The 4,752-nt window shown below is 70.9% G+C and carries 3 protein-coding genes and 1 pseudogene; 3 read left to right on the forward strand and 1 reads right to left on the reverse strand.

The window, feature by feature from the left end; translation table 11 throughout:
• Positions 1-605: 605 nt before the first annotated feature.
• A complete protein-coding gene (locus QH270_RS32670; RefSeq protein WP_280348502.1) occupies positions 606-2,729 on the forward strand; it encodes an Hsp70 family protein in 2,124 nt (707 codons plus the stop codon).
• A gap of 506 nt (positions 2,730-3,235) precedes the next feature.
• Positions 3,236-4,036 (forward strand): HAD family hydrolase, encoded by an 801-nt coding sequence (locus QH270_RS32675; RefSeq protein WP_280348504.1) that lies wholly within the window; start codon positions 3,236-3,238, stop codon positions 4,034-4,036.
• 25 nt (positions 4,037-4,061) lie between these two features.
• On the opposite strand, the gene QH270_RS32680 is transcribed toward QH270_RS32675, so the two are convergent.
• Positions 4,062-4,478 carry a VOC family protein gene (locus QH270_RS32680; protein WP_280348507.1) on the reverse strand — a complete coding sequence of 139 codons (417 nt, stop codon included), beginning with the start codon at positions 4,476-4,478 and terminating at the stop codon, positions 4,062-4,064.
• Between the two features lie 92 nt (positions 4,479-4,570).
• On the opposite strand from QH270_RS32680, the pseudogene QH270_RS32685 reads away from it, so the two are divergent.
• Positions 4,571-4,752, forward strand: a pseudogene (locus tag QH270_RS32685) (hypothetical protein); the annotation flags it as partial.

Consider the following 4,752-nt stretch of genomic DNA (forward strand, 5'->3'; position numbering starts at 1 on the left):
CCCCCGGGGGGGGGGGGGGGGGGGGCGGCCCCCCCCCCCGCCCCGCCCGCCCCCCCCCCCGCCCCCCCCGGCGGCCCCCCCCCCACCCCCCCCCCCCCCCCCCTTACCGGGGGGGGGGCCCTTCGGCGTTCGCGCGGCCACCCTATTGACGTGTCATTGGGTTTGGAGTGTACTTCTATGTGCGATGTACTGAAATGTCGATTTTCGAATTCATTCGAGTGGCAATTGAATCGGTTACCAGTCGGTAAGTGCGCGAAAAGTAGGCAATAACAAACCGTAGGAATGTAATCGTTGGGGGCTTATTGCGATTACTCGCGGGTAGCTGCTTCTCGGAGTCTGCGGGTCGCCGACATGCCGTTCAGGGGACTGGACGCATGACCGCAAGCCGATCTACCTGCAAAAACTGCCGTGCAAGGGCCAAAGGTCCTGTGTCTCGTATCAATCAGGCAGCAATTCGGCTTTATGCCGGTTAATCTATGCGAGCTGTTTGGAAGACGACCGCGGCCACATGGTGCGCTCGCGTGCTGGACGTGGTCACGGTGCGTTGACGGGATAGCAATTACATGACCAGAGGTCTGGGCTTAAGTATCGGTACGGTCAATGCGATGACGGCGGTCGTCGCCGATGATCCGGCCAAGCCGACGGTGCGCACACGTCGCACCGCACTCACCTTCGACGACGCGGGCCGCCCCCGCATCGGGGCGATCAACGAATTCGCCTCGGCCATCACCGATTTCGCGGATCTGAGCCGCGAGCCGGAGCCGATGGTGATCGGCGGCCGGTTCTACTCGGCGACCAACCTGATCGCCGCTGTCGCCACCGGGCTCATCGAACTGGCCGAGCCGGCGCCCGGTGTCGTATTGACTTATCCGGCAGTGTATTCCGACAAGCAGGTCGCCCTGCTTGGGCAGGCGCTGCACCTGGCCGGCGCCGGGCAGGTGCTGCTCGCGCCGGAGCCGGTCGCCGCCGCCGAGTGGCTCGACGCCGACCAGGGCCCGCTCGCGCCGGGCTTCGTCCTCGTCTACGACCTCGGCGCGAACAGTCTCGACCTCACCGTGCTGCGGGTCGGCCCGGACTGGCCGCATCATCCGATGATCGGAACGCCGGTGCGCTGCACCGACTTCGGTGGCAAGCCGCTGGGCGAGATGGTGGCTCGCTACGCGGGCTCCCCGCGTTCGGGCCGCGCCACGCAGACGCTCACCTCGATGGTGAACATCGACGCGCTGCGCGCCGAGCACATCCGCGACACCTTCCCGCTGGTCAGCAAGACCGTGGCGGCGGCAGGGCTGCGGCTGGCCGATCTGTCGCGAATCCTGGTCGTCGGCGGGGCTTCTCGCCCGCCCGAGGTCGCGCAGACCCTCGCCGAACTCGGCGTCCCGCTCGTCACCGTCGCCGATCCCGGTCAGGTGGTCGCCGCGGGTGCGGCGGCACTCGCGGCCCGTACCTTCGCGCCCGTGCAGCAGCATGGTCCGTCCGCGCCGCACGTGGCCGTATTCTCCAGCGCGGCAGTTGTTTCCGCGCTCGCGATGTCGGCGATGACCGTGTTCGGCAGTCCCTTCGACCCGGGCCTGACCCCGGCGCTCGAACGCTTCCCCGTGCTCGGCGCGCCCGCCGACGCGCTGCTCTACGACATGAGCGCCGACTTCGTCGCCGCGCAGACCTCGGGCCTGGTCGGCAATGTCGACCCGCACACCGCCCGCGTGCGGGTCGCGAGCGCGGCCGCCGCCGCGCAGACGGCGTACGAGATGATCGTGGCGCCGAACAAGCCGGCGGGCAAGAAGGTCGGCGGCGGCGAACGGGGTGGCGGCGGCCACCAGGACATCCGCAACGACTGCAAGTCACCGGTCCTGGCCCGCACCACCTACGGCGACCCGGCCAGCTTCATCAACCCGCTGCCGTTCGCCAAGTCGGCACAGCCCCAGAACGTGCCGACCAACCCGGGATCCCCCGACCTGGACCCCATCACGGGCCCCGGCCCCACCGACCCCTCGGTGCCCGGAACTTCGCCGGGGACTTCGGTTCCCGGCACATCGACGACACCGGGTTCCTCGCTGCCGGGAACCTCGACGTCACCCGGGGCCGCGCTGCCCGGCGTCGACCCGTCGCCGAGCACGCCGACCGGCGACACCACGACCGGTGGAACCGGCACGGGCACAACCACTCCGGGCACATCGACCGGCGGCAGCGGTGTGCCGGGCATCGGATCGGGTGGTACCGGCACCGCCTCCGGCGGCAGCACTGGCGGGACGTCTTCACCCGGCGGTACCACCGGCGGGACGACTTCCCCCGGCGGCACCGGTGACAGCGGGGCGTCGACGGGCGGTACCGACGGCGGTGCGTCCTCGGGCGGTACGTCCGGCGGTGGGACCTCGAGTGGTGGCGCTTCCGGCGGCGGCGCTTCCGGCGGTGCGTCCGGCGGTGGTGCTTCGAGTGGGGGCGCGTCCAGCGGTGGGGCTTCCGGTGGCGGCGACTCGGGCGGTGCTTCGAGTGGCGGTACGTCGGGCGGCGCCTCTAGCGGCGGCACCTCGGGCGGCGCCTCCGGTGGCGGCACGTCCAGCGGCGGTACGTCCGGCGGTGCGACGAGCGGCGGTACGTCGGGCGGTGCGTCCAGCGGTGGGACCACCGGCGGAGCGGCCTCAGGAGGCGGCGATTCCGGCGGCTCCTCGGGCGGTGCTTCCGGTGGTGGCGGCGGCGGCGGTGGCGGTGGTGGCGGCGGTTACCGCCGCTGAGACGGCCGCCGTGCCCAGGACCCGAGGTGAGCGATCCGCGCGGCGGGCACGTGACCGCGCTCCGGCTCGGTCGGCGTGGTGAGCGATCTGCGTGGCGGGCACGTCATCGCGCCCCGGCTCGATCGGCGGCGTAGTGGGCGCGCGGCGCACCGTTCTCGCCGCCACAGCTAGGGCTGCCGAAGGGGACGCGTCGGAACCACTGAACCTCGAATAGTGATCGGGCGCCTGGGTATACGGCCGGTTCGGGTCGCCGCGTCGCCGTTGGCGAGGTGGTTTCAACGGCCTCGGTCTCGCGCGGCGGCAACGGCCTGGACCGACAGAGCTGCCGGCACGTCTGCTCCGCACCCGGTGGCATCCGTGAAGTCACGACGGGGGACGAAGTTGTGTGGTTCGTGCGAAAGCTCGTTGATCGCTGGGCTTTCCGCGGGGGTGGGACCAGCGCTGATGGGCTGTCTTCGGTCGCGAAATCGAGCGTGGGTGTCGGTGGGGGCGGGCACAATGGGGTGATGGGTGTACGTGGGGGAGCGCCGGAACTCATCGCGCTCGATGTCGATGGGACGCTGCTCGTCGACGGATTCGAAGTCAGCGCACGGGTATCGACGGCGGTCGCGGCCGCGGTGTCGGCGGGTGCGCACGTGGTCGTCACCACCGGGCGCACGGTGGTGACGACGCTGCCGGTACTGAAAGGACTTGGGCTCACCGAGGGGCACGCGCTGTGCTCCAACGGCGCCGTGCACGTCGATGTCGCGCGGGGCGAGCCGGTCGCCGTGCAGTCGTTCGACCCCGCGCCCGCCGTGCTGGCGCTGCGGACCCTGTTCCCCGACATGGTCTTCGCGGCCGAACGGGTGGGGGAGGGTACCTGGGCGACGGGACACGGGCCGGGTGAGTTCCCGATCGGTGACTTCCGGCTGGTCGATCACCAACTGCTGAGTAGCGCGCCCACGCCGAGGCTCAACGGCTGGTGGCCCAGCGGCACGGTCGAGGAGATGGTGCGCCTGCTCGCCGCGCTCGAGGTCCCCGACGCGTCGTGGGTGCACGGTGAATTCGGGCCGTGGGTCACCGTCTCGCGGCGAGGGGTGTCGAAAGGCTGGGCGCTCGAACGGCTCCGGCAGGCCCTCGACGTCGATCCGGCGGCGACGCTCGCGATCGGTGACGGTTTCAACGATCGCGAGATGTTCAGCTGGGCCGCGCATTCCGTCGCCATGGCGAACGCGCCCGACCCGGTGCGCGCCCTCGCCGACGAGGTGACCGGCGACGTGCTCGAGGACGGCGTCGCCACCGTCCTCGAGCGCTGGTTCCCCGCCTGACCTCCGAATCCGTCTCGGCGGGCGATCAGTGCCGCGCCGCCGCCGGCTCGGTCATCGCGACGAAGTGCGGATTGCTCATGATGCCGAGCACATTGCCGAACGGATCGAGCACAGCGGCGGTGGCGAACCCCTCGCCATCGCCGCGCGCGGTGATCGGCTCGTATTCCGTGGCGCCCAGCTCCAGCAGCCGGGCGAACGTTGCGCCGAGGTCGTCGACCTGCCAGAAAACCACCCCGCCGCCGCCCGGCGCGTTGCGCGCGCCCGCCGGGGCGTAGGCACGGTTGATGATGCCGAGCTCGGCCTGCAGCGGGCCGACACGGAATTCGTAGTAGCCGCCGGGCACCTCGTAATACGGTGCGAGGCCGAGGAATTCGGTGTACCAGTCCTTGGCGGCGGTGAGGTCGTCGGCGTAGTAGGTGGTGGTGGCCATTCCGCGCAGCATGTCAGCTCCTTGGGTCGTCGTCGGTGTCGAGAACGACTCTGTCAGGCAAAGTGCTCACCGAATGAGCACTTTGTTCGGCAGAATCACCGAGTATGCGAGCGGACAGATTGGTGGCCACCCTGCTGTTGATGCAGGCGCGGGGCGGGGGGGCGGGCCCGGCGGGCGCCGCCCCGCGGGGAGTGTGGGGGGGGGCCGCCCGGCGCGGCCGGGAGGCCGTGTCGGCGGGCCAGACCGCGGGATCCAGCCGCGGCACGGTGGTCGCGCGCAACGAAGG

Source organism: Nocardia neocaledoniensis, from assembly GCF_029868625.1.
Classification (GTDB): domain Bacteria; phylum Actinomycetota; class Actinomycetes; order Mycobacteriales; family Mycobacteriaceae; genus Nocardia; species Nocardia neocaledoniensis_A.